Below are 20,732 nucleotides of genomic sequence, written 5' to 3' on the forward strand. Positions count from 1 at the left end.
GACGGTGCAGTACAATTTCCGCAAACTGTTATGGTATGAGGTGCAGTACGGATGAACGATGTCATCGTCATGAAAGCGGCCAGCGGCACGCGTATCCAGGGTGTGATGGCGGCGATTGCGGATCGTATCGCCGCGCGCAGCCTGGCGCCGGGTGCGCGGCTTCCTTCGGTGCGCAGCTTCGCCAAGACGATGCAGGTGTCTGTTTCCACCGTGGTCGAAGCCTATGAACGGCTGGCGGCCGAGGGCGTCATCCGCTCGCGGCCCGGTTCGGGTTTCTACGTCTGCGGGCCGCTTGCGCCGCTTTCTCTGTCGGAGATCGCTCCCCGGCTCGAACGCGATGTCGATCCGCTCTGGATTTCGCGGCAATCGCTCGAGGTGGACGACGGTGTTCTGAAGCCCGGCTGCGGCTGGCTTCCGCCCTCCTGGATGCCGGAGGAGGCGTTGCGTCGCGCGATGCGAAGCCTGGCGCGAAACGGCGGCAGCGGCATTCTCACCAACTATGGGACGCCGCTCGGTCTGCCGCCTTTGCGGCAGCTTCTGGCTCGGCGCATGGGTGAGCACGGTATCACCGCGTCGCCCGATCAGGTCATGCTCATGGAATCCGGCACACAGGCCATCGATCTTCTCTGCCGGTTCCTGCTCGAACCCGGCGATACCGTGCTGGTCGACGATCCCTGCTATTTCAATTTCCACGCCCTCTTGCGGGCGCATAGGACCAATATCGTCGGCGTGCCCTTCACGCCGACGGGGCCGGATATCGAGCTGTTCGCTCAGGCGCTCGAAAGATATAAGCCGCGCCTCTACATCACCAATTCTGCCGTTCACAACCCGACCGGTGCCGCATTGTCGCCGGTGACGGCGCATCGCCTGTTGAAGCTGGCGGACGCTTCCAACCTGATCATTATCGAAGACGATATTTTCGCCGATTTCGAGCACATGCCAGCGCCACGGCTTGCCGCCTATGACGGGCTCGATCGGGTGATCCATATCGGCAGTTTTTCAAAGACGCTGTCGGCCTCGGTCCGGTGCGGCTTCATCGCGGCCCGGCAGGATTGGATCGACAGCCTTGTCGATCTGAAGATCGCCACCAACTTCAGCGGCGGCCAATTGGGGGCTGAGCTGCTGTTTGCGGCCCTGAAGGACGGAGGCTATCGCAAGCATATCGAGGCGCTGCGGGTCCGGCTTGCCAAGGCCATGAGCGAAACCATCTCCCGATTGGAGGCAATCGGCATCACGCCTTGGCTGAAGCCGCAGGCCGGCATGTTCCTTTGGTGCCGGCTGCCGGAGGGCCTGAATGCCACTGGCATCGCCCGCGCCTGCCTTGCCGAAGGCATCATCCTGGCGCCCGGCAACGCCTTCAGCCAGAGGGATACGGCAAGCAATTTCCTCCGCTTCAATGTCGCGCAATCGACGGATGCCCGCATTTTCGACGTGCTGGCGGCGTCGATGCGGAGATTGGGGTCTGGATGATCGGCGGCGTAGCTGCTCAGGTCCCGGGCGATGACGATCCGGCCGGCGAGACTGCCGGATGTGTTACTTGTGCAGCATCTTCAAAGCTTCGAGAAAATAGCTGTCGGCGCCGGAATAGTCGTCGGCCTTGCAGCGCTTGAGACCTTCGGCCACCAGTTCGCGTGCCCGCTTTCTGTCGGCGGGGCTAACCGTCGATGTCTTCAAGCCCTCATTGATGCTGTCCACCATTTTCGCGCATGGGGCGGAATTGTTGTTTCCCGTGGTTGCGGCGTTGGCGCCCAAGACGGTGAAGGCAAGGGCGAAGGTGACGGAGATGAGCGACGGAATGACAAGAGCGAGCGTTTTCATATCCCGGCATCCTCAGCTCCGTCCGCGATCTACGGACAGGACATAAAAAGCAAGCGTCTCTGGGTATGGCCTGACGCCGGGGAAGAGATGGGAAAGACAATCGGACACTAGGAAGCAGCTCGGATAGGCTCTTGCAGGTCTTGCTGAACTCAAGCATCACATTATACCTCTGCCACAAGGCCGCTTCAATTGCGGTTCACATCGGCTTCATAATCCCCGTTGACCAGACGAGATCGACCGTGCGTGTTCTGCTTGTTGAAGACGACAATATTCTTGGATCATCCCTCAAGAAGGCTTTGGAGAAGCATGCCTACGGCGTCGATTGGATGCGCGATGGCGAGTCCGGTCTCGAAGCCGCACAGCATTCGCATTTTGCGGCGGTCATTCTCGATATCAACCTGCCGCAGCTCAATGGCATGGAGGTGCTGAGAGGCATTCGGCAGCGGGGCAATGCGGTGCCGGTTCTGCTGCTGACAGCGCTGGATGCGGTACGGCAGAAAGTCGAAGGGCTTGATGAGGGCGCCGACGATTACCTGGTCAAGCCGTTCGATCTTGACGAGCTGCTTGCCCGCCTGCGCGCGCTGATCCGCCGCCGCGACGGGCGGACCGAAAGCCTCATTCGATGCGGCGATGTCGAGGTCGACCCATCGGCGATGGTCGCCCGCAAGGGCAATGCGCAGGTCCATACCACCGCCAAGGAATTCCATCTGCTGAAGCTGCTGATGGAGCGCAGCGGCCGATACGTGACCAAGAATGATATCGAATATGCGCTCTACGATGCCGAGAACACCGTCGAAAGCAACGCCATCGAGGTGACGATCTATAATCTGCGCAAGAAACTCGGCACCGATTTCATCAAATCGATCCGCGGCGTCGGCTACATGATCGAGCGATGAGCACCTCCACACTAACCCGCAAACTCTTCTTCAGGATCGCGCCGGTCGTGGTGGTGACGATCGTGGTGATCGGCGCTTTCGCGTTCAACAGTGCGACGCGCGAGATCAACAATATCTACGATGCCCAGCTCATCGACGATGCGAACGTTATCTGGAGCTTGCTGCGCCGCCCTCTGGAACGATCGCCCGACCGCTCTCCGAAGAAGATCGACGATATCGACTTCAACATGGACAATCAGCTAGCCTTCAACGAGGACGCTGACGATTATGCCGACGCTCACATGTTTCGCGCCTGGGTGGATGGCCGCATCCGCTTTTACAGCAGCACGGCCTTCATGTCCGACGTGCCGCAGCAGAAGGTCGGCTTCACCACCATTACCTACCGTGGAGAGGAGTGGCGCGTCTATTCGCTGCCGATACCGAACACGACCATCGTCATGGAGATCGGCGAAAAGATTGCCCTGCGGGAAACGCTTGTCTCCAACATCCTGCTCAATCTCTTCTTTCCGCTGCTTGTTCTCGTGCCGGTCATCGGCTTTCTCATCTGGCTCGGCATCAACAGCGGCTTGCGCACGATCCATGGGCTGGTACGCCAGATCCGCACCCGGTCGCCCGACGATCTCTCCGCCATCCCTGTCAAAGATCTGCCGCGCGACCTGTTGCCGCTCGGCCGCTCAATCAACCAGCTTCTCGAAAAACTCGGTCATTCATTGACACTCGAGCGGCGCTTCTCTGACCTTGCGGCACATCAATTGCGCACTCCGCAGGCCAGCGTGAAGCTGTTGCTGCAGATGCTGGGCAACAGCGACAGCGAGCAGGAGAGGCAGACGATCATCGCCGATCTCGTGGCCAGCAACAATCGCGCCATACATCTGATTGAGCAATTGCTGCGGCTTGCCAGGGTAAGCCACCATCCCCTCAATCCGACGTCCGTCACGCTCTATCATATTGTGGCGTCGGTTCTGGCGGAATTCGGCAATATCATCACCAGCCGGCAGCTCGATGTCTTGCTTGATGGCGACGAGACGGCGCAGGTCAAAACAGATGAATCGCTGCTGCGCATGATGATCGGCAACCTTTTGGACAATGCCATCAAATATACGCCCGTCGGCGGCAAGATCGAAGTGGTGATCTCCTCCGAAAGCGCACTCTGGCGGATATCGATCAGCGATAGCGGACCCGGCATTCCACCCGATGAGCGGGCGGCGGTCTTCCAGCGATTCTACCGGCTTAATACGCTCCACACCGAAGGGTCTGGCCTCGGTCTTGCGATCGTCGCCGATACGGCTGACCGACTTGCTGCATCCATCCAGCTATCGACGCCGCGTTGGGGCACGGGCCTGCGGGTCGACCTGCGGCTGCCCAAAAACCCATAAAGCGCCCTCTGCACCTTCCCTTGAATATGCGATTCTCATAGCTGGACGGGTTCAGCTTTTCACGGAATCTTGAGCCGCTCCATTTTTCATTTTCGCATCATCCTGCCCTCATGCCTGGCTCATCCGTCGTTGTTAAACGCAACTTCAGGATAAGGCGAAGGGATATTTTCATGCAGGTGTTTTGCGATTTTGATGGAACCATATCCATCGAAGACGCGACGGATATGGTGTTATCCCGTTTCGCCGGCTCCGAATGGGAAGATATAGAACAGCAGTGGAAACGCGGGCTGATCGGGTCGGCCGAGTGCATGCGCCGGCAGATTGCCCTCGTGCAGGCAAGCCGGAAAGATCTCAATGCTCTCCTGGACGAGGTGTCCATCGACCCCGGCTTTGAGGACTTTCTCTCATACTGCAACCGCAGTGATTTGCCGGTGACGATCGTCAGCGACGGTGTCGACTATTTCATTCGCCACATCCTGGCGCGTCACGGCATCGACGACCTGCGGATAATCGCCAACGTCCTCACCTATCGCTTCGCTCATGGCCGAGAATTGTATTCTCTTTCTCCGTCGCTTACGGCAGCCGGATGCATGTCCGGTTCAGGCGTCTGCAAATGCCGGGTTGTCAAAGGCACCGAACTGCAGATCTACATCGGCGATGGGCGAAGCGATTTCTGTGTTTCCGATAAGGTCGACCTTGTCTTCGCAAAAGCCAAGCTCGCCGATTATTGCGAGGACCAGGGCATTCCCTATGTCGGCTTCGAAAGCTTCGTCGACCTGCTTCCAAAGATGAAAGCCATTCTTCCGAGCGTCGCCCGGGGACCCCGCGCGCTGCTGCAATCCAAGATCGCATGAACTAGATCAAGAGGCATTTAATGAAAACCAATGTAGTCGAAGCCTTCAGTGGCGAGATGGAGTCGCACGTCAAATCTGAGGCGGAGTTGCGTGTCCTTGAAGAGACCTATTGCTCCCATGGCGATACGGTCCACTACACAGCAAAGCCGAAATTCTTCGAGGAGTGCGAAGGCTCTTATGTCTACGACAAGGCCGGGACGCCGTTCCTCGATCTGCAGATGTGGTATTCCGCCGTCAATTTCGGCTACCGCAACGAACGCCTGAACGCCGCCGCACACCGTCAGCTCGACCGGCTGCCGCAGGTCGCTTCGCAATATCTGCACCGTGAAAAGGTGGAGCTTGCGGCGATGATCGCCCAGGATGCCGAGAGCAAATTCGGCCACAAGGGCCGCGTCCATTTCAACGTCGGTGGCTCGCAGGCCGTCGAGGATTCGCTGAAGCTGGTGCGCAACTACACCGGCGGCAAGAGCCTGATGTTCGCCTTCGAAGGCGGTTATCACGGCCGTACCCTCGGCGCTTCGGCGATCACCTCCAGCTACCGCTACCGCCGCCGCTACGGCCATTTCGGCGACCGCGCGCAGTTTGTTGAATTCCCCTATCATTTCCGCGGCCCGAAGGGCATGTCGAAGGAAGAATACGGGCATCACTGCGTCCAGAAGTTCGCCCGCTTGTTCGAGAGCGAATACAACGGCGTCTGGGACCCGAAGGCCGGCAAGTCCGAATATGCCGCCTTCTACATCGAGCCGATCCAGGGCACAGGCGGCTACGTCATTCCGCCCATGAACTTCTTCGTCGAACTGAAGAAGGTGCTGGACGATCACGGCATCCTGCTCGTCGTCGACGAAATTCAGATGGGCGTCTACCGCACCGGCAAGCTCTGGTCGATCGAGCATTTCGGCGTTTCGCCCGATGCTCTCGTCTTCGGCAAGGCGATCACCAACGGGCTCAACCCGCTTTCAGGCGTCTGGGCAAGGGAAGAGATGATCAATCCAGAGATCTTCCCGCCCGGTTCGACACATTCCACCTTCGCCAGCAACCCGATGGGGACCGCCGTGGCTCTCGAAACCATGAAGATGTTGGAAGAGGAGGATTTCGGCGCGGCCATCATGGCCAAGGGCGCCTATTTCCTCGATGGGCTGAAACAGTTGCAGAAGCGCCATGCCATTGTCGGCGAAGTCGACGGTCTCGGCTTGGCCTTGCGGATGGAGATCTGCAAGGACGACAGCTACACGCCGGACAAGGCGACGATGGACTGGCTCTGCGACGAGGGCATGAAGGGCGACATTCAGGTCGGTTCCAAGATGTACGGCCTCGTGCTCGACGTCGGCGGCTACCACAAGAACGTCATCACCTTTGCGCCGAACCTGCTCATCACCCGCGAGGAGATCGATCTGGCGATTGCACTGCTCGATCAGCTTCTCACGCGCGCGGCCCGGAGGTAAGTCGGTGCAACTCCTTCTTCTTCATCTCGATGATGCGTTGGAGTTGCAACCAGATTTCGTGCGCGCCTGCAAGTTTGCGGGCGCGTGCCAATATGTCGATAAAGCAAGCGGCAAGGCGGTCCGTCTCTGGAGCAAGCAGACGGCGCTTTCCGAACTCAGCCGCAATATCGTGCGGAACACGCCGGCAGTCGGCAAGGATCCGCAGCTCTGCTTCATGGGCTCGGGCGACTTTCATCACATAACGGCGCTGCTTCTTGACGGGGCGCTGGAGCGGCAATCCGTGTCGGCGACGCTCATTCATTTTGACAACCACCCGGACTGGGTGACCTTCAATGGTGGCATGCATTGCGGATCCTGGGTCAACAGTGCGCTTGCCAACCGCAATATCCAGAAGGTCATTACCATCGGTGTTTGCAGCCACGACCTTCGCAGCCCGGAGCGCAAGGGTGCCAACCTGCACTGGCTCGGCGAAGGCAAGCTCGAACTTTATCCCTATGAACATCCGCCGAGCCGGGTCTTGGCCGATTACGGCAGCGGCGCCAGCTATCGGCAGGAAAAGGGCGCCTTGCACTGGAAATCCATCTCCGAGATCGGCGAGGAAAATTTCATCGACCGGATGCTGAGCCGGATTCGTACCGAAGCCGTCTATCTGACGATCGACAAGGACGTGCTGGCCGCGGACGACGCCGTGACGAACTGGGACCAGGGGCGCATGCGGTTGCCCTATCTCCTGGCGCTGATCAGCGAAATCGGCAACCGCCATCGCATTATCGGCGCAGACGTCATCGGCGACTACTCCGCCCCGAACTATGCCGGCAGCTTGCAAACCAGGCTTTTGAAAAGGGCCGAGATTTTTATCGATCAGCCGCATATCCGGCCGAAGGCCGACGCGATCAGAAACATCAACAGTGCCGCCAACCACGCGCTGCTGGAGGTCTTGGCGGAGTACATGGCATGAGCGGCAGCCTGACCCTTCCCATGCTTGGCCTGATCCTTTTCTGCGTGCTGGCGGAAACGGCGCGCGAGGTCTGCTTCAAGCAGTCCGCAAGCCAAAACACCTTGCTTTCGGCGTTGGCCAAGCCCGTGACATGGCTCGGCATCTTCTTTTGGGCGGTGGAGCTGTTGGCCTGGACCGCGGTGCTTGAGCACGTCCCCCTATCCATCGCCTTTCCGCTGATGGCGCTGAGCTATGTCGTCATCGTCTTCGCCGGAGCCTTGGTCTTCAAAGAAAATATCAACCTCCGCCACGCGACGGGTGTGTTCCTCGTGACCGCCGGCGTGGCTTGTGTGGGAGTAACCGGACTATGAAAATCTTCGCGCACTCGAGATGGGACGTCGTGCCGGTTCTGGCCGCTGCGGCGCATCTCGTCTTCGACATCTACCTGATCGTCGGTTTCGAAAGCCGGCCATTGTGGCTTTCGGCTGTCCTCGGCTGCCTGTATGCCGTGTCGATCTCGTGGAATATCAACAGCATATCCCATAATTTCATCCACACGCCCTATTTCAAGCCGCGCTGGATGAACTATGCGTTCAGCCTGCTGGAATCGGTCGCGATCGGCTTCTCGCAGACCTATTATCATTGGGTGCATATGCGCCATCACTCCGGCAACAGCGACCGGCCGGATGAAAAGGGCGATACGATCGATCTGCTGTCGATCTATCGCCACGGTCGCAACGGCGAGCCGGAGAATGTGTGGTCCTACACGCTTCTGAGCTTCTTCCGTGACAGCCTCGGCGATATCCATAAGGCCATCGCTCGCAACCGTCCGTTCGATGCGAATTGGGGCCGTTTCGAGCTCTTCTTCTTCCTTGGCCTTGCTGCGATTGCACTGATCTACGACTGGAAGGCCGTGCTGTTCTTCGTGCCCTTCTATTATTTCGGCAACTGCCTGTCGTCGCTCAACGGCTATTATGAGCATCTGCATGGCGATCCGGACGAGCCGATCGCCTGGGGCGTCAGCAGCCACAAGTCGTTCTACAATTGGCTGTGGTTCGGCAACGGCTATCACGCCGAGCACCATTACCGGCCGCGGACCCATTGGACGAAACTGCGCACGCTGCACGAGCAGATCAGGGAAGAGCAGGAAAAGGCCGGCACGCACGTCATCAGCACCTGCCACGCGCTTGGCTTCATGGCCAAGGAAAATCGGCAGGCGGAGCTTTCGCATCATGAAGGCTGATGGACTGAGCTTTTTTCTCGAAGGCTCGAATGACAAAGGCGTGCTGCTTGTTCACGGACTGACGGGGGCTCCGGCGGAAATGAAGCTGGTCGCCCGCCATCTCCATCGCAAGGGCTATAGCGTCTATGCGCCGCTGCTGGCCGGCCATGGCGTCGACGCTGGTACGTTGCGGCGCACGCGATGGGAGGATTGGCTGGAGAGCGTCGTGCAGGCGTCGGAATTGCTCGCGCAGAGAACGCAGCAGGTCTTTGCCGCCGGTATCTGCGTCGGTGGCAAGCTTTCGATGCTGGCGGCCGAAAGCCGCCCCGATACGATCCGCGCCGTGGCCATCTATTCCCCGTGCTTTCATTATGACGGGTGGGACGTTCCTTTCTATTATCCGCTGCTGTCGTCGCAAATCGGCTGGCTATCCCGCATTCCTTTTCTCGACCGCCTCAATTTTCGCGAGACCGCATCTCTCGGGATCAAGGACGAGCGGATGCGCAAGCTGATCGAAGCCATGGGGGGTGAGGGTGTTCTTGAGAAATTCCCCGGCAGGGGGCTCGTCGAGATGCATCGGCTGGGCAAGGCCCTCAGGGGCAGACTGCCGGAGATCAAGACGCCGACGCTGATCCTGCACGCCGAGGACGACGACCTCAGCAATCCCCGGCATGCCCGCTATATTTCCGACCATATCGGCGGTCCGCACCAACTCAGATGGATCAAGGATAGTTACCATATGATCCATGTCGACCGTCAGCATCGGCAGGTAGCCGACTTCACCGCAGATTTCTTCGAGACGAGCCATGTCACAGCCCTTGCCTAGCCTTTCGCCGGCACCGGTCCGCGATCCCGTCGCCGAGGTGCATTTCAGCATTCGCGCCATCGGCCGCGATGCCTGGAACGCGTGCTTTCAAGATCAGGTCGAGGACTATGATTGCCTGCTGGCCATCGAGGAGGCCGGCATCGAGGGCTTCGAATGGCGCTATATCACGATCGTCGAAGACGGGCGGGTCAGCGCCGCCATGCCGGCTTTCCTCTGCCCCTATGCGCTGGACACGACTCTGGAAGAGGGCGCGCTGCGCAGGATGGTACGTCGCGTGCGGCAACGCTTCCCGGGCTTCCTGACGCTGCGCCTTGCCTGTCTCGGCTCGCCCTGCACGGAAACGGGCGCGGTCGGCTTTCATCCTGATGTGGCGCTGGAACGCCGCGAAGCGTTGTTTGCGGAGCTGCTGTCGTTCTTCGAACAGCTTGCGGCGACGGAAGACTGCGCGCTGATGGGCCTGAAGGATATTCCCCAGCCGATTGTCCCCGCGCTCGATGGCCCACTCTCCGCCCGCCGTTACGCCATGATCGGCGGCCTGCCGACCGCCTGGCTTGATATCGATTTCAAGACGATCGACGAATATCTCGCCCGGCTCTCCTCGGGCACGCGCAAGGACATGCGCCGCAAGTTGAAATCCTTTGGGGAGGTCAGGGTCGAGATCCGCACGGATTTCGGCGATTTCCTGCCTGAGGTCATGAGGCTCTACCACGATACCCGTAATCGCAGCGAATGGCAGTTCGAGGAGCTGACGGCCGGCTATTTCGAGGGAATTCTCTCGCGCATGGAAGGTCGTTCCTTCTGCGCCTTCTATTTCGTCGAGGACAGGCTCCTTGCCGCCAACCTGATCGTCCATGACGGGCGCGTCGCCATCGATAAATTCTTCTGCATGGATGGCGAAGAGGGCCGACCCTACAATCTCTATTTCCTGAGCTGGTTCACCAATCTGCGTTATTGCCTGGAACACGGCATAGGCCGTTACCAGAGCGGCCAGGCCTATTATGAGAACAAGGTGCGGCTCGGCAGCACTCTCACCGCCAATGCGATGTTCTTTCGCCATCGCAATCCCGTTCTTCAGAAAATATTGCGGCTGGTGTCTCCGCTGTTTTCGACAGATGAGGTGGTTGAGTAGATGTCGATGCGCTTATCCTGGCTGGCTGTGCCGGTGTTGAACACGCTGTACCAATTCTTCATCAAGCACGGGGCCGCGCAATTGGACGCTGCTGCCGGAGCGGATTGGCTGTGGCAGGCGCTGGCGTCGCATTGGATCCTGGCGGCGATCGCTGCGGAAATCCTCTGCTTCTTCATCTGGATGAATGTGCTTTCCGAGCTTGATCTCAGCCGGGCCTTCCCCCTTTCCGGCATCAGCTACGTCTTGATCATCGCCACCGGCTGGTTCGTCTTCGGCGAACCGGTGGTGGGCCTGCAGGTCATCGGCAGCGGGTTGATCCTGACGGGCGTCTGGCTGATCGCAAGCGCCGCGGGTGAACCGTCCGAGCAAAATGACTGGGGTTCAAAGCACGGTTCGCTCAGTACCGACACGGGTAAGGATAAGTGATGTCCCGATTGCAAGCTGAAGACCATCGCCAAAACAAGGGCGTCGGCATCTTGTCCGGCCTTGCGGACTGGAGCCTGAAACGCGCGCTGTCGCATATCGTGACAAGGGGATCTCTGACGGTGACGACGGCCGCTGGCCGCGTCCTGACGTTTGGCGACGGCGCCGGTCAGCCGGTCCATGTCCGCTTCGCGGATACCCGCGCTGAGTGGGCTTTCCTTGTCGATGCCGACCTGCGGCTCGGCGAGCTCTACATGGATGGCCGTTTCCTCGTCGAACAGGGCTCGCTCTACGATTTCGTCGCGATGATGCTGCGGGAGGCGCAGAATAGCACGCATCCGCTCATTGCTCGCGTCATAGATCATATCCGCACGAGGCTGCGGATTTTCCGTCACCGCAATCTGCCGGGGCGTTCCAAGACAAACGTCGCGCATCACTACGATCTCGACGGCCGGCTCTACGAGCTTTTCCTGGATCCGGATCGGCAATATTCCTGCGCCTATTTCGAGCATCCCGACCAATCGCTGGAAGAGGCGCAACTGGCGAAGAAAAGGCATCTGGCCGCCAAGCTGTCGATCGAGCCGGACAACAGCATTCTCGACATCGGCTGTGGCTGGGGCGGTCTTGCCCGGCACCTAGCCGAGCAGGCGCCGGGCGGCTATGTCCTCGGCGTTACCCTGTCCGAAGAGCAGCACGAGTATGCTTCGAAACGGGTGCCGGGCGCGATGGACGGATCGCTGGCGGAAGTTCAGTTCGCGCTCAGGGACTATCGCAGCCTGACCGGCCATTTCGACAGGATCGTTTCGGTCGGCATGTTCGAGCATGTCGGCCTGGCATCCTATCGGACCTTCTTTCGCAAATGCGCCGAGTTGCTGGAGGATGATGGCATCATGGTGCTGCACACCATCGGCTGTTCGGCGACGCCCGGCTTCACCACGCCCTGGCTCGACAAATACATCTTCCCCGGCGGTTATATTCCAGCACTTTCGGAGATCGTACCGGAAGTCGAGGCAGCGGGATTGACGATCACCGATGTCGAGGTGCTGCGCCTGCACTATGCCTGGACGCTCGCCAACTGGCGCGAGCGCTTCATGGCGCGTTGGGCCGAGGTGACGAAACTCTATGACGAGCGCTTCTGTCGGATGTGGGAATATTATCTTTCGACCGCAGAGGCTGCGTTCCGCTACGAAGATCTCGTCGTCTTCCAGATCCAGATCAGCAAGCGCAACGACATTGTCCCCGTCACGCGGGACTACATCGCCCGCAGCGAAGTGGAGCAAGCTTCAAAATCGAACGTCGAACGTTCTGTTGAGCGTAAAGCCGATAACGTTCTGGTTGGGTGAACCGATCTGCGAGGTGATCGGGCTGTCGGCGGCATCGCCCACCAAACGGCTGTATTTGTTATAGACCTGCACGCTCCAGGCGGGCGAGAACGTATAGGTCGCCGCGACCGTAAAGCCGACGGATTTCAGGCCACCGCCGGCGTCAAAGGCGTTGATATGACCGTTTTTCGCCGCCTCGCTTTCGGAGATTCCGAAATTGTTGCTCATGTAGGTGGAGTTCGCCAGCGACATGCGCGGGCCTACGGAGAGAAGCCAACTGTCTCCGACGGGCTGGAACCAGTCGAGCGACAGATCGGCAACGAGACCATCGCCGCCCCAGAGCGCCTGGCGCGTCTCGGCCCGCACCCGCAACTGATTTTCCATCGGCCAATATTGCGCGAACGCGCCTGCATCGAAATTCCAGCGAACCCTGCGCAGCCCGTCCAGATGAGAATCGTCGAATGCCGAGCGCCCGCTTCTCAGGCCGACGACCGGGCCGACTTCGATGCCGCCGACCTCGAACAGGCTATAGTCGATGTTGTCGTCCGGGGCGCTGTAGTCCTGTGTTTCACCAAGGCGATGGACGTCGAAAGATGGCATGCCGCTGAAAGAAAGATGCTTAGATCCTTCGTAGGAAGGTCCGTATTCCACCGTGCCGCCGAGCGTCACGACCCAGGTGGTTGAATCAGACTTCGCCGCTTCCTGCGCCAGTGCCGGAAGCGCGCCGGCTGCGGATGTCGCCAGCAAAGCCATCCCGGCAAACGCCGAGAACCTGTTGAACAAAGATGTGTTGACGCTGAACACCCTGCCGACACCCGTTCGTAATCGCCCAATTTGCAGGCGGATTGCCCCGGCGGCATTACTAACACAACCTGATGTTATACAAATAGAAAAAACTTGAGCGACGATGGCTGCATCCATTTGGCGGTTGGAACGGCTTGTACAATTTGCGGGAAACGTGTTGTAACCTCTTTGAGGCTTCATGGACCGATCCTCGGAAAAACGATTTTTATTCGCAGCCCAGGTCTGCAGTTCTCCACCAGGATCCCGGCGCCATGGAGGTCAGCGATGGCTTTTACCAGGCTGAGACCAAGCCCGCTTCCTTTGGATGTACGGCTTTTTTCCAGCCTGTAGAGGCGGCGGAAGACGTTGTCGTGCTCGTGTTCGGGAATGCCGGGGCCGTTGTCTTCGACACTCGTGATGATCGTTTTGGCATCTGCTTCACTCCGGACCACGATATCGGTCCCGACCGGACAATGGCGAATGGCGTTCTCGATGAGATTGGCATACATCTGGGTCAGGAGCTCCCGATCGCCCCAAATGACCTCGTGCGGCTGGTCAAGGCTGGTTCTGAGCCTTTGACCATTGTCCTCGGCGACGCTGGAATAAATATCATCGAGCGATTGCAGCATATCGCCGAGATCGACCTTGCCGAATCTGGACTTTCGGGCTCCCGCTTCGATCTGTGCGATCCGCAGCAATGCCTCGAAAGTTTCGTTGATGCGGTCGGCTTCCGAACTCGCGGCCTCAAGTTCCTGAACCACCATCATGCCCGTTTCCTGTTTCGCGAGGGCTTCGTCGACGGTCATCTTGAGGCGGTTGAGCGGGGATTTCAGGTCATGGGCTATATCGGTGCTGACCTGGCGCATTCCATCGACGGTCGCCGCAAGGCGGGCAAGGGCGTCGTTGATGTCATAGGACAGCAGATCGACGTCATCGCCGCGTCCGACGATTGGAACGCGCGCATCCAGGTTTCCACGCGCCACATGTTCCATCGTGCTTCGAACGGCGCCAAAACGCCTTTGCACGCGCAGAGCAATCAATCCGCCGCCGAAAATTGCAAGTAGCAGGACGATGATCGAGGCCCAGCCGAAGCTTTGCAGCATGATTGCTTCAATGTTTTTGGTTTCCCTCTGACTGAGGCCCACGGTCAGGCGATTTTCGTCGACTGTGCCGGAGAAGATCCGGTATTGCTGGTCCCCTTGTAATTGCATCTTGTCGCCGTCAACGTCGCTCCAGCCCTCCGGAAATTTGAGGTCGGGGATATTGCCGGCAAGAATCTTTCCCGAGGGATCGACGAGCGAAAATACGCGCTGGCGGTCGTCGCTTGCCTTGGCGTAGGTCTCAACCGTATCCAGCAGGTCCTGGATGTCCTGATCGCCGTAGGCTGCGGCAATCACGGCAAAGGTCTCCTGTATCGTCTGGTCCTGACGCTGCTGAAGTTCCCATTTGACAAGCTGATAGACGATCAAGCCTGTCACTATGAAAGCACTGATGAACATCAGCGAAAAGATCAGCGCCAGACGAAACGATGTGCTGCGCAGAATGCTATCGCGGCGCATGCAACGAATAACCAGTGTTTCTGATCGTATGAAGGAGCGGTACGTCGAACGGCTTGTCGATCTTGCCGCGCAGCCTGCTGATATGCGTTTCGACCACGCTGGTCTTCGGATCGAAGTGGAAATCCCATACACGTTCAAGGAGCATCGTTCGGGTGAGAACCCTGCCTTCGTTGCGGGCGAGCACCTCCAGAAGCGTGAATTCCCGCGGCTGCAGTTCGATCTCGACCCCGGCCCTGGTGACACGGCGTTTCATCACGTCCATCGTCAGGTCGGCAACCTGCAGCATGGTCTTTTCGGAAACGGTGGGCGGACGGCGGGCGAGCGCGTTGACCCGCGCCAGAAGTTCGGAAAACGCGAAGGGTTTGACGAGGTAATCATCGGCGCCGGCCTCGAGACCTTCCACCCGGTCATCAATGCCTGCGATCGCGGTTAGAAAAAGCGCAGGCGTCTTGACGCCGGCGGCGCGCATCGACCGCATGATTGACAGGCCATCGAGACCGGGCAACATGCGGTCGATGATAAAGATGTCATAGGTCTCGCGAATGGCATGGAAAAGTCCATCCTGCCCATCCGACAGCATGTCGCATACGTGCCCTGCTTCCCGCAGCCCGCGCGAGACGAATTCCCCGATTTTGATGTCGTCTTCTATGAGCAATATGCGCATGAAACGATCTGTTCCTATTTCGGCAATGGCGCCGTTTGAAAGCGGGTTTGTCCGCCGTCCGCCGGCGTCTCATGGCGACTGGCGAGTGCGAATATATCGATTACTGCAAACTCATTTCACCAACCTGAAGCGCAGCAGGTCATATCTCCCGGGACTCTCCGAGCTCCGCCTCCATAGGCTCCTGATCCGTAGGTTTTTGGGCAATGGTCATGTAGATCACCAGGCAGGCGATCACGGCGAGGAACAGCAGGCTGGTGACGATCGTGCCGAAACCCAGGCCGCCATATTCCTGCGGCTGCGACAGCAGATCGCCGAACGAGGCTCCGAGCGGCCGCGTCAGAATATAGGCAAGCCAGAAGGCCAGGATGGTGTTCATTCTGAAGACAAAATAGGCAACCGCAATCGCCGCGATGATGCCTCCGAAGAGAATGCCGGTGGTGAGATAGCCAAGCGCGAAGACTTCGGCCACCAAATCGCCCACGGCCGTTCCGAGAGAGAAGGTGAACAGGATGGCGAGCCAGTAGAAGGCTTCCCGGCGCGTCGTGAAGATGGAGTGGATCGACAATGTCCTCTCGACCGCATACCAGACCGCAAAGGTCACAGCGAGCGCGATCGTGAATGCGATGGCCGTGGTCTGAAGTGCGACCCCGAAATTGTCGACGAGATTGTCGGAAACGAGCGTGCCAACGATGCTGATGAGAACGACGGCTGCCCAATAGAAGGGCGGAACGTAGTGCCTTTGTGCAAACTGAAACACCAGGGCGACAATCAGTACTGCGGTCATCAATAGGGAAGTGACGGTGAGGCCGAGGCCGAGATTAACGGCAAGATAGTCGGCAGCCGTCTCGCCCATGGTCACGGCCATCAGCTTGATCAGCCAGAAATCGATAGTGACCTCGGGAACCCGGTTCTGCTGAACCGGCGCCGTGTGAGTATGTGTCATCGGATTTCTCCAGGTGTTTGCGGCTTATTTGCCCATGATCTTCATGGCGTCGGCCAGAAACTTGTCGGAGCGGGTGTCGTCGTCGGCATTGCAGCGCTCGATAGCCTTGGCTTCGAGGTCGTTGACCTTTGTCATATCGGCATCGCTGAGCTTGGCCGTTGCCTTGGCTGTGCGCATATCCTTCAACATCTCTTCGCAGGGTGTGGCGGCGGCGTGAGCTCCGGATACGACGAAGCCGATGCTTGCAATGACGGTGAGAATGGCGGCGGCGATGATCTTTTTCATGGAAGATTCCTTTGCTCCTGCGGGCCGGCAGGCCCAAATTGATCGACCGGCGAAATGTTCTCAGCCGGTGAGCAAGCGATCTAGCGCGGTGCCTCTACGGCGGCTTTGCCGCCAGGATACGGTTTCGTAAGGTTGGCGCGGTCGCCGGTCATTTCGGTCTCGCCAAGCGGTCTCTGCCCGCGAGGTTACGCATCCGTATGTTCCAGGCAATCTCGCTGCAAAATTGCGAGTTCACGTTGGATTTGTCGCCTCTCACGGCGCGAATGACTCGTTGAGTCAAAACAATGAATCAACTCGAAAAGGATCAGGAAGATGAAAAGATCAGTCATCATCGCAGCGGCAATATTTGCGGTCGCGTCGTCGACGGGAGCCTTTGCAAAGGGAATTACCGATACGATCAAGAGCGTCGACAAAAAAGGCGACTCGATTACGCTGATGAGCGGAAAGGTCGTGAGGCTGCCGGAGAAGATTGAAGTGGAACGCTTCAAGGCCGGCGAGAAGGTCCGGGTCAACTATTCCACGACAAAAGCCGGCAAGACAACGGTATCAAGCGTCCGTCCCGTTATGTAGGACATTGGCAGTGTGATAGCGCATGATCCCTTAGCCCGAAACAGGGTCAGGGGATTGTGTTTCGGCACACGCAGTCCGGCGAAAGGGACGGTTCCTCAGGCCAGCGGCAATCTCAGCACTGGACTTCCAGCCTCGTCGCCACGAGCTGTGAATAATTCGTTCCCATCGGGTCGTTGAAAAACATGCTGGTGAGTGTGGCCTGGTTCTGGGCGATGATCTCTTTCGGGTTGGGCCGCACCACTTTGCGCTTGCAGCGGGCAAATGCCTCGCCGGAGGTAGCCATGTCGCTATCGGTGGCGAAATCGACCGCCGTATAAAGCGTCGTGTCGTAAATGCCGAAAATCGTGGTTCCCTTGAGGAAGGTCTTCTGCTCTGGTTTCAGTGAAAAGGTCAGTATCAGGGCGTTGTCCTTATAGTCCGCCTGTATCGTCTCGGGCTTCGCCATCGCGACCGCTTTGCCGTTGCTGGTGACGTTTGTGTAGTAGTTGTACTGCGCAAGCGAATTCCTGACCGTCTTGCCCACGGCCTTCAGCTCACCGGTATCCAGCGTCATGTTGCCGTTCTTGTCGAAATCCAGCAGCACTGACGAGGAAAACACCTCGTCGAAACGCCAGACATTGCGAAGCTCGGCGATCGAGCCGTCCGGTGCTGCAACCACCTCGAACTTGGCGTCGATGAATATATGCGGGTGGGCAAGAGCCGGGACAGGCAGAAGCGACAGCATCGCGATCGGCAAAATCATCAATCGTTTCATTCAGGCTCTGTCCGTGATCCGTCTGGGGCTCTGATGTCGAGGCCTGAACTTCAATTGAGACTGATTTGAGACCCTGGAGGGTTGCGATCGCGGTGGCTGATGCGGGCGAAGTCGAACCGAGATTCGCTGCCCTGGTTGCATTCATTCTACCGGACTGTTCCATCGGAAGGTGGCGACAAAGCCTGAGATCAGTACCAGCAGCAGGAGCAGGTGGAAGACACGGTCTGCCGTTGTCTGTGGGCCGATGCCGATGGCGATGGTGAACGCGCCGATCAGCGTTGCGAAAAGGGCAAAACTCTGGACCGCGAGAGCCACGGAGCGGGTCCATGCCGGTTGGAAAAGGCACGCGAATACCCCGCAAAACAGAACTACCGCAATCACCCCTTCGGCTGTCGCCGCCCGTGTGTGGGCATAATAGCTGCCAAGGAGCACGCCGGAGTGGACAAGCGAGGCGGCGGCAAAGAGCGTGACTTCGAAGAGGAGAAGAGGTTTCGCCCAAGAATTCATGACCGGGTCCGTCGCTGCCCTTTGCGTGTAGATGGTATCGAAAACAACGCGCTTGGTTTCCCTGGGTTTCATCATTTGTTTCCATGGCCCAAAAATGCAGCCGGACTTTGTCGCACCGGAGCCCGCTTCGGAGCGCCCCACCGAGGAACGGTGCGATGTTTTTACGCATCGTTGCATTGGAACACCGACCGGCCAGCCACGTTTGTCGCCGGGACATTCCGTCCCTGAGGATAGCAAAATGCTGAAACCAGCTTTAGCCACAGCCCTCTTCCTCGCAGCAAGCGTTGCACCGCTCTATGCTGCGAGTTCGCCCATGAGCAAGCCAGGGGCTGAATGCAATGCGGCCACGATCGCGGACACGCAGACGAAGGCCGACGCGATCCCCGATGCGGCCCATAAGAAAATCGCATTGAGACAATTGACGCTGGCAACGGATTCCCTCAAGGCACATAAATTGTCGGATTGCCGCAGCCATTTGACCCGCGCGTTGCATGAAATCTGACGCATATCCATGATTTGAGCAGGATCGACATCCGGGGTTCGTCGAAACCCCGGCTCTTCACATTGTCGCGACTGCGAAGCTAAACGCGCGGTTTTCTTGATTCGCATCATGTCTGCGCTAAACTCAACAAGTCTCATGCATTTCCTTCATTGCCCTGCCAGAGGCTCCTCAGGCGGGGCGCTTTTTGGTTATGACGACTAAGGGGCAGTTCATGATCCGCGGTTTGGTGTTGGCAAGTAAGATCCCGTTGCAGAATGACGATATCGAAATCTGCCAGCGCGTGTTCGACCAGATCTGCGTTGAAAAGGGCATCAAGGATGACGAACGGTGCGAGGAGCTTGCCGCATCCATCATCGATTTCTATCAACACGGCGTGAAAAACGAAGCGAGTTTGAAACGGCTGTTTTTCTAAAGCGCATCGCGATCTCTAGGATTCGCTCCTTGCGCTTTAGGTCTTTGATTTTGCGCATGTCGTTATCGCAAAACCGCTGCGCACTTTTGCGCGACATGCTTAGCCGCCGGGCGGCGATGGCTATGCCGAGGTTGTCTCTTCAAAGATGGATTGCGCGCGGGCGTAACTGGCCTATCGTTATGCCATGGAACACACCGAAATCTTCCAACGCCTGGGCGTAGCGCTTGCGATTGGCCTGCTCGTCGGCGTCGAGCGAGGCTGGCAGGAGCGTGACGTTCGGGCAGGCGGCAGAACGGCCGGCATCCGCACGTTCGGCCTCACCGGCTTTCTTGGCGGAATAGCCGGCATATTGCAGTCCATGATTGGCCCATTGCTGCCGGCCACGATCGCCGTCCTGCTCGGCCTCATCTACATCGCCGGCAAGTGGCAGGAAACGAAGGAGGATGAGGATTACAGCATCACCTCGGTCGTTGCCGCGCTCGTCGTTTTCGGTCTGGGGGTTCTGGCTGCCGTTGGCGACATCGTGACTGCGGCAGCCGGCGGCGTCGCTACGACGGTAATTCTTGCCGCACGCTATAGCCTACATGGCTTTCTTAAAGGGCTGACCTGGCCGGAACTGCGTTCGGCGCTGGTGCTGCTGGCGATGACTGTGATTGCGCTGCCGTTGCTGCCGGACAGGGCGCTTGATCCTTGGGGAGCGCTCAACCCGTTCTCTCTATGGCTGCTGACCATTACCATCGCCGCCCTCTCCTTTGCTGGCTACGTTGCCATCAAGGTGACGGGCACGAGCCGCGGCGTGTTGCTGGCCGGTGCTGCCGGAGGAATGGTCTCCTCGACGGCGCTGACGCTTTCCTTCGCTCGCCATTCTAAGGAGGCACCGCAGGGCTCGGCACATCTGGCCGCTGGGGCGGCCATTGCCGGCGCCTTGTCCTTCGCCCGCGTTTTGGTCGTCGGCAGTGCCCTTTCCTTCAACCTGCTCGTGCCACTGGCATCCGGCTTGGTGCCGGCGATTATCGGCTTCCTGATTGCCGGTTTCCTCTGGGTCTGGCGTTCCAGCGCTGCAACGGATGTGCCGGAAATTACGCTGAAGAACCCGTTCGAATTGAGCATGGTGTTTTCATTCGCCGCATTGCTCGGGCTGATCAGCCTCATATCGAAAATGACGATTGCCTATATCGGCACATCGGCACTTTTCGTGGTGGCGGCAATCTCCGGGCTGGTGGATGTGGACGCGATCACGCTTTCAACCGCGCGGCTTGCGGGTTCGGCGATCGACGTCAAGACAGCTGCCGACGTCATCCTCATTGCCGTCGTCATCAATGTGGTGACGAAGGCGGCGCTGGCCTTCTCATCCGGCACGCGGGAATACGGCATGGCCTTGGCGCAGGCGTCGGCGATTGCGATCGTCACCGGAGCAGTCGCTTATTTCGCGCTGCGCAGTTTCATACCCGATTGATGCGATGACCATCAGGAGGCCCGCCGACATCGGCCGGAGACGGCTTTCGTGG

The 20,732-nt window shown here is 58.7% G+C and carries 24 protein-coding genes; 16 read left to right on the forward strand and 8 right to left on the reverse strand.

Annotated elements, in window-relative coordinates; translation table 11 throughout:
• Window positions 1-51 precede the first annotated feature (51 nt).
• A complete protein-coding gene (locus QD357_RS06840) occupies window positions 52-1,470 on the forward strand; it encodes a PLP-dependent aminotransferase family protein (RefSeq protein WP_107109692.1) in 1,419 nt (472 codons plus the stop codon).
• Window positions 1,471-1,533: 63 nt separating this feature from the next.
• Here QD357_RS06840 and QD357_RS06845 read toward each other — a convergent pair whose 3' ends face one another.
• On the reverse strand, window positions 1,534-1,818 hold the full coding sequence (locus QD357_RS06845; RefSeq protein ID WP_107109691.1) for a hypothetical protein: 285 nt from the start codon (window positions 1,816-1,818) through the stop codon (window positions 1,534-1,536).
• A gap of 239 nt (window positions 1,819-2,057) precedes the next feature.
• Between QD357_RS06845 and QD357_RS06850 the strand changes: the two genes are divergently transcribed.
• From QD357_RS06850 to QD357_RS06900, 11 genes are all read left to right on the forward strand, one after another.
• Window positions 2,058-2,714 carry a response regulator transcription factor gene (locus QD357_RS06850; protein ID WP_107109942.1) on the forward strand — a complete coding sequence of 219 codons (657 nt, stop codon included), beginning with the start codon at window positions 2,058-2,060 and terminating at the stop codon, window positions 2,712-2,714.
• On the forward strand, window positions 2,711-4,090 hold the full coding sequence (locus QD357_RS06855) for a sensor histidine kinase (RefSeq protein WP_414124121.1): 1,380 nt from the start codon (window positions 2,711-2,713) through the stop codon (window positions 4,088-4,090). Before QD357_RS06850 ends, QD357_RS06855 begins: the two co-directional genes overlap by 4 nt.
• Before the next feature lie 170 nt (window positions 4,091-4,260).
• Window positions 4,261-4,944, forward strand: coding sequence for an MtnX-like HAD-IB family phosphatase (locus tag QD357_RS06860; RefSeq protein WP_107109689.1), 684 nt, complete (start codon window positions 4,261-4,263; stop codon window positions 4,942-4,944).
• A gap of 20 nt (window positions 4,945-4,964) precedes the next feature.
• Entirely contained in the window at window positions 4,965-6,386 is a 1,422-nt protein-coding gene (locus QD357_RS06865; RefSeq protein WP_028751404.1) for an aspartate aminotransferase family protein, read from the forward strand.
• A 4-nt stretch (window positions 6,387-6,390) separates the two neighbouring features.
• The gene (locus QD357_RS06870) at window positions 6,391-7,344 is read left to right on the forward strand and encodes an arginase (protein WP_107109688.1); all 954 of its coding nucleotides are present in this window, start codon (window positions 6,391-6,393) and stop codon (window positions 7,342-7,344) included.
• Window positions 7,341-7,694, forward strand: a complete 354-nt coding sequence (locus QD357_RS06875; protein WP_107109687.1) for an EamA family transporter — start codon at window positions 7,341-7,343, stop codon at window positions 7,692-7,694. Before QD357_RS06870 ends, QD357_RS06875 begins: the two co-directional genes overlap by 4 nt.
• Window positions 7,691-8,566, forward strand: coding sequence for a fatty acid desaturase family protein (locus QD357_RS06880; RefSeq protein ID WP_107109686.1), 876 nt, complete (start codon window positions 7,691-7,693; stop codon window positions 8,564-8,566). Before QD357_RS06875 ends, QD357_RS06880 begins: the two co-directional genes overlap by 4 nt.
• On the forward strand, window positions 8,556-9,371 hold the full coding sequence (locus QD357_RS06885) for an alpha/beta hydrolase (RefSeq protein ID WP_107109685.1): 816 nt from the start codon (window positions 8,556-8,558) through the stop codon (window positions 9,369-9,371). The genes QD357_RS06880 and QD357_RS06885 overlap by 11 nt, the downstream gene beginning before the upstream one ends.
• A complete protein-coding gene (locus QD357_RS06890; RefSeq protein WP_107109684.1) occupies window positions 9,352-10,500 on the forward strand; it encodes a GNAT family N-acetyltransferase in 1,149 nt (382 codons plus the stop codon). The genes QD357_RS06885 and QD357_RS06890 overlap by 20 nt, the downstream gene beginning before the upstream one ends.
• A complete protein-coding gene (locus QD357_RS06895) occupies window positions 10,501-10,926 on the forward strand; it encodes a DMT family transporter (protein ID WP_181316109.1) in 426 nt (141 codons plus the stop codon).
• Complete coding sequence (locus QD357_RS06900; RefSeq protein WP_107109683.1) at window positions 10,926-12,266, forward strand: SAM-dependent methyltransferase; 1,341 nt, start codon at window positions 10,926-10,928, stop codon at window positions 12,264-12,266. The genes QD357_RS06895 and QD357_RS06900 overlap by 1 nt, the downstream gene beginning before the upstream one ends.
• Here QD357_RS06900 and QD357_RS06905 read toward each other — a convergent pair.
• The 5 genes from QD357_RS06905 to QD357_RS06925 form a co-directional block, all read right to left on the reverse strand.
• Entirely contained in the window at window positions 12,207-12,998 is a 792-nt protein-coding gene (locus QD357_RS06905; protein ID WP_107109682.1) for a MipA/OmpV family protein, read from the reverse strand. The genes QD357_RS06900 and QD357_RS06905 overlap by 60 nt on opposite strands.
• Before the next feature lie 227 nt (window positions 12,999-13,225).
• Window positions 13,226-14,587: a sensor histidine kinase gene (locus QD357_RS06910; protein ID WP_107109681.1), complete on the reverse strand. Its 1,362-nt coding sequence runs from the start codon at window positions 14,585-14,587 to the stop codon at window positions 13,226-13,228.
• Entirely contained in the window at window positions 14,574-15,251 is a 678-nt protein-coding gene (locus QD357_RS06915) for a winged helix-turn-helix domain-containing protein (protein ID WP_107109680.1), read from the reverse strand. The genes QD357_RS06910 and QD357_RS06915 overlap by 14 nt, the downstream gene beginning before the upstream one ends.
• Before the next feature lie 139 nt (window positions 15,252-15,390).
• On the reverse strand, window positions 15,391-16,194 hold the full coding sequence (locus QD357_RS06920; RefSeq protein ID WP_107109679.1) for a hypothetical protein: 804 nt from the start codon (window positions 16,192-16,194) through the stop codon (window positions 15,391-15,393).
• 24 nt (window positions 16,195-16,218) lie between these two features.
• Window positions 16,219-16,479, reverse strand: coding sequence for a hypothetical protein (locus QD357_RS06925; protein WP_107109678.1), 261 nt, complete (start codon window positions 16,477-16,479; stop codon window positions 16,219-16,221).
• A gap of 312 nt (window positions 16,480-16,791) precedes the next feature.
• On the opposite strand from QD357_RS06925, the gene QD357_RS06930 reads away from it, so the two are divergent.
• A complete protein-coding gene (locus QD357_RS06930; protein ID WP_107109677.1) occupies window positions 16,792-17,049 on the forward strand; it encodes a DUF1344 domain-containing protein in 258 nt (85 codons plus the stop codon).
• A 112-nt stretch (window positions 17,050-17,161) separates the two neighbouring features.
• Here QD357_RS06930 and QD357_RS06935 read toward each other — a convergent pair whose 3' ends face one another.
• Entirely contained in the window at window positions 17,162-17,803 is a 642-nt protein-coding gene (locus tag QD357_RS06935; RefSeq protein ID WP_107109676.1) for a DUF1007 family protein, read from the reverse strand.
• A gap of 141 nt (window positions 17,804-17,944) precedes the next feature.
• Entirely contained in the window at window positions 17,945-18,382 is a 438-nt protein-coding gene (locus QD357_RS06940; RefSeq protein WP_245407524.1) for a hypothetical protein, read from the reverse strand.
• A 166-nt stretch (window positions 18,383-18,548) separates the two neighbouring features.
• On the opposite strand from QD357_RS06940, the gene QD357_RS06945 reads away from it, so the two are divergent.
• The 3 genes from QD357_RS06945 (at window position 18,549) to QD357_RS06955 (ending at window position 20,680) form a co-directional block, all read left to right on the forward strand.
• On the forward strand, window positions 18,549-18,812 hold the full coding sequence (locus QD357_RS06945; RefSeq protein WP_107109675.1) for a hypothetical protein: 264 nt from the start codon (window positions 18,549-18,551) through the stop codon (window positions 18,810-18,812).
• 211 nt (window positions 18,813-19,023) lie between these two features.
• The gene (locus QD357_RS06950; protein ID WP_107109674.1) at window positions 19,024-19,224 is read left to right on the forward strand and encodes a hypothetical protein; all 201 of its coding nucleotides are present in this window, start codon (window positions 19,024-19,026) and stop codon (window positions 19,222-19,224) included.
• Window positions 19,225-19,408: 184 nt separating this feature from the next.
• Window positions 19,409-20,680 (forward strand): MgtC/SapB family protein, encoded by a 1,272-nt coding sequence (locus tag QD357_RS06955; protein WP_107109673.1) that lies wholly within the window; start codon window positions 19,409-19,411, stop codon window positions 20,678-20,680.
• Window positions 20,681-20,732: the final 52 nt, after the last annotated feature.

The sequence above is a fragment of the Rhizobium sp. BR 317 genome, from assembly GCF_047445835.1.
In the GTDB taxonomy this organism is placed as follows: Bacteria; Pseudomonadota; Alphaproteobacteria; order Rhizobiales; family Rhizobiaceae; genus Rhizobium; species Rhizobium paranaense.